This is a genomic window from Undibacterium sp. RTI2.2 (genome assembly GCF_035018705.1).
Taxonomy (GTDB): Bacteria; Pseudomonadota; Gammaproteobacteria; order Burkholderiales; family Burkholderiaceae_D; genus Undibacterium.
Window position 1 is genome coordinate 1 of sequence record NZ_JASJXN010000100.1, and the last position, 2,811, is coordinate 2,811.

Here is a 2,811-nt window from a genome sequence, read left to right on the forward strand (position 1 = left end):
CGTAAGTGCACTTCCGGTTGATTCGGCGTGGCCGCCACTGCCGTCAGTTTGGATTCCAACTCGGCATTGTTCTGAATCGCTACACCGTCCCACAGCACCGTGCCATCAAAGTCGACGTCAATTGAGATCACCACTGGTGGCTCAGTCTGTTTGGATTGTGAATTCACCGGCATATTCAGATTGACCGCGTGGTTCTGAATTGGGATGGTAATAATTAACATGATAATCAAGACCAACATGACGTCGATCAGGGGGGTCATGTTCATTTCGATCATGACTTCCGGTTCGCTCGAGTTGCCTGAGCCTAATTGCATACCCATACTATTCCTTTCGTTCTTTCACTCTTACCGCTGGTGACTGCCGTCGTTGCTTTGCTCTTGCGTCGCTCTAGCTTCGCTCTTACTTAGTTCTTCGGCGGTGGTTCTGTCACAAAGGCGACTTTGGCGATCCCGGCGCGCTGGGCGGTGAGGATGACTTTGCCGACAAATTCGTAGCGGGTGTTTTGATCACCACGGATATGGAGTTCCGGTTGTGGTACCTGGTTCGTGACCGCTTTGAGCTTTTCAAATAAAACATTGGTGTCTGCGACCGGGGCTTCGTTCCAGAACATGTCACCGTCTTTGTTAATGGCGATGGTGATGTTTTCTGGTTTAGTTTTGTACGGTTGGTTAATTTCCGCGGGGAGCTTGACCGGAACCGTGTGGGTGACGACTGGGATGGTGATCAGGAAGATGATCAGCAGGACCAACATGACGTCGACCAATGGGGTGGTGTTGATGGTGCTGTTGACTTCGTCTTCGCCGTCACCATCGTTGCCGATTGCCATTGCCATAGTGTGTTCTCTTTCAGATGACAGATACTGAGACTGTACTTTGTGTTTCGTTCAGGAGGAGGTGGCACTGCCACCTCTTCTGGTGTTGCTTACTGTTGTACGCGTTTTGGCAATAATTTGGCTGCGGTCTTTTGCAGCCTTGTTGCCTATGCCAAGTAAGGACTTAGGCTTTTTTGGACATCACGCCAGACAAGACGACGGAGTGCAGATCAGCGCTGAAGGCACGGATGTTTTCCATGGCAGTTTTGTTGCGACGTACCAGGAAGTTGTAACCGAGTACGGCTGGAACCGCCACAGCGAGACCAATGGCGGTCATGATCAAGGCTTCACCAACTGGGCCGGCGACTTTGTCAATGGAGGCTTGTCCTGCTGCACCAATGGCGGTCAGCGCGTGGTAAATACCCCATACCGTTCCGAACAGTCCGACGAATGGTGCGGTGGAGCCAACGGTGGCGAGGAAAGCCAGACCATCTTGCAGACGGCTTTGTACTTTGTCGACGGCGCGTTGGATGGACATGGAGATCCAGGAGTTGAGGTCAATTTGTTCTAACAGAGCACCTTCGTGGTGGTCACTGGCTTTGGTGGCGGATTCGGCGATGAAGCGGAATGGGCTGCCTTCTTTGAGGCTGGTGACGCCAGCGTTGACGGAGGCGGCTTTCCAGAACTTGGTTTGCGCTTCTTTGGCTTGGCCACCTAATTTGAATTGGTCAATAATTTTGGTGATGAGGATGTACCAGCTGCCCATGGACATGATGAACAGGAGGAAGAGTGTGCCTTTGGTGACGAAGTCGCCGCCTTTCCAGAGGGCGTCGAGGCCGTATGGGTTGTCAACGACTTTGTCTTTGTCTATTGGGGCTGCGGCTGGTGTGAGGTCAGTGGCGGCTGGGGCTTCTGCCGGGGCGGCTGCAGCTGGTGCGGCGGCGCTGGCGGAGGCGGCAGGAGCACTGGCTTCTGGTGTTTGGGCTTGGGCAGTGACGACGCTGGTGGTGAGGGTAATCACGGCGGCGGCCAGGAGGGCTTTCAGACTGAATTTCATGTGCGTACTTCCTTCGTAAATTGGCATGTCAAATGCTGTTGTTGTTACTGTTGCTGTTATTTGGGTTGGCTTACGTTTGCCTGGCTTGGCTGGCGTTTGCTTGGCCTTACTTAGAGTTACTGCGAGACTTACTGTAAGAGTTACTAGTATTGCTTTGTTCGGTAGTGCTGACCCGGGCTGGCTTGGCGTGTGGCTTGGCTGACCCAGGTTTGGTGTGTTTCTTGGTACTGCTGGTATTTCTCGTGTTTATTTCCAATATGTCTTAGGCAGTCTTAGTCGAGCTTCCAGACGTATTGCACTTTGGTGGTGGTCGTTTGGGGCTTGCCGTCCACGGTACCGGGTTTGTTTTTGCAGGTGCCGGAGAGTAATTGGGCACGTACGGCGTTGTCGAGTCCTCTGAATCCGCTGGATTTGTCGATCTTGACGTCGGTGACGTTGCCGTCAGCGCCGATGACGACGGAGAGCATGACGGTGCCGGTTTCTTCGTTGCGTAACGAGGCTCTTGGGTATTCTGGTTTGCAACCGGCGGCGTTGAAGTCAATCACCCCTGGTACCATGGAGGGACCGGCGGGTTTGTTTTCGACAACAGGTTGGGCGACCGTTTTAGGCAGGACATTGCTGTCCGGCTTGACCTGGGATACCTGGGTGATGGTGTTGGGCGTGACGACCTGTTGTTGCACCTGGACTTCTGGCGGTGGTATGAACGGCGGCGGCGGTGCCATCAGCTTGGGCGGTGGCGGTGGCGGTACATCTGGCGGCGGTGGCGGTGGCTTGATCTCTTCGACCAGCTTGGTTTCCATCGGCTTCATGATGTATTCGACTGCTTTGACGCCGAGTCCGTTGATCAGGGCATACACGAGCAATATGTGAAATGCGATTACCAGCCCTATCCCGAACACCTTCTTGCCCGGCTCTTGCTGGTGATTTGAAAAATCCATACCTA

Annotated in this window: 5 protein-coding genes; 1 reads left to right on the plus strand and 4 read right to left on the minus strand. The window is 53.7% G+C overall.

The window, feature by feature from the left end:
- The 3 genes from QN395_RS21150 to QN395_RS21160 form a co-directional block, all read right to left on the minus strand.
- Positions 1 to 266 (minus strand): ExbD/TolR family protein (locus QN395_RS21150; RefSeq protein WP_323493140.1); only part of this gene is annotated, 266 nt, incomplete at its 3' end.
- A 137-nt stretch (positions 267 to 403) separates the two neighbouring features.
- Complete coding sequence (locus QN395_RS21155) at positions 404 to 832, minus strand: biopolymer transporter ExbD (RefSeq protein WP_322118046.1); 429 nt, start codon at positions 830 to 832, stop codon at positions 404 to 406.
- Between the two features lie 163 nt (positions 833 to 995).
- Positions 996 to 1,868, minus strand: coding sequence for a MotA/TolQ/ExbB proton channel family protein (locus QN395_RS21160; protein ID WP_322118045.1), 873 nt, complete (start codon positions 1,866 to 1,868; stop codon positions 996 to 998).
- Between the two features lie 25 nt (positions 1,869 to 1,893).
- Between QN395_RS21160 and QN395_RS21165 the strand changes: the two genes are divergently transcribed.
- Positions 1,894 to 2,070, plus strand: a complete 177-nt coding sequence (locus QN395_RS21165; protein ID WP_322118044.1) for a hypothetical protein — start codon at positions 1,894 to 1,896, stop codon at positions 2,068 to 2,070.
- 70 nt (positions 2,071 to 2,140) lie between these two features.
- On the opposite strand, the gene QN395_RS21170 is transcribed toward QN395_RS21165, so the two are convergent.
- Positions 2,141 to 2,811, minus strand: a 671-nt coding sequence (locus tag QN395_RS21170) for a TonB family protein (protein ID WP_323493141.1), incomplete at its 5' end; no start/stop codon positions are given.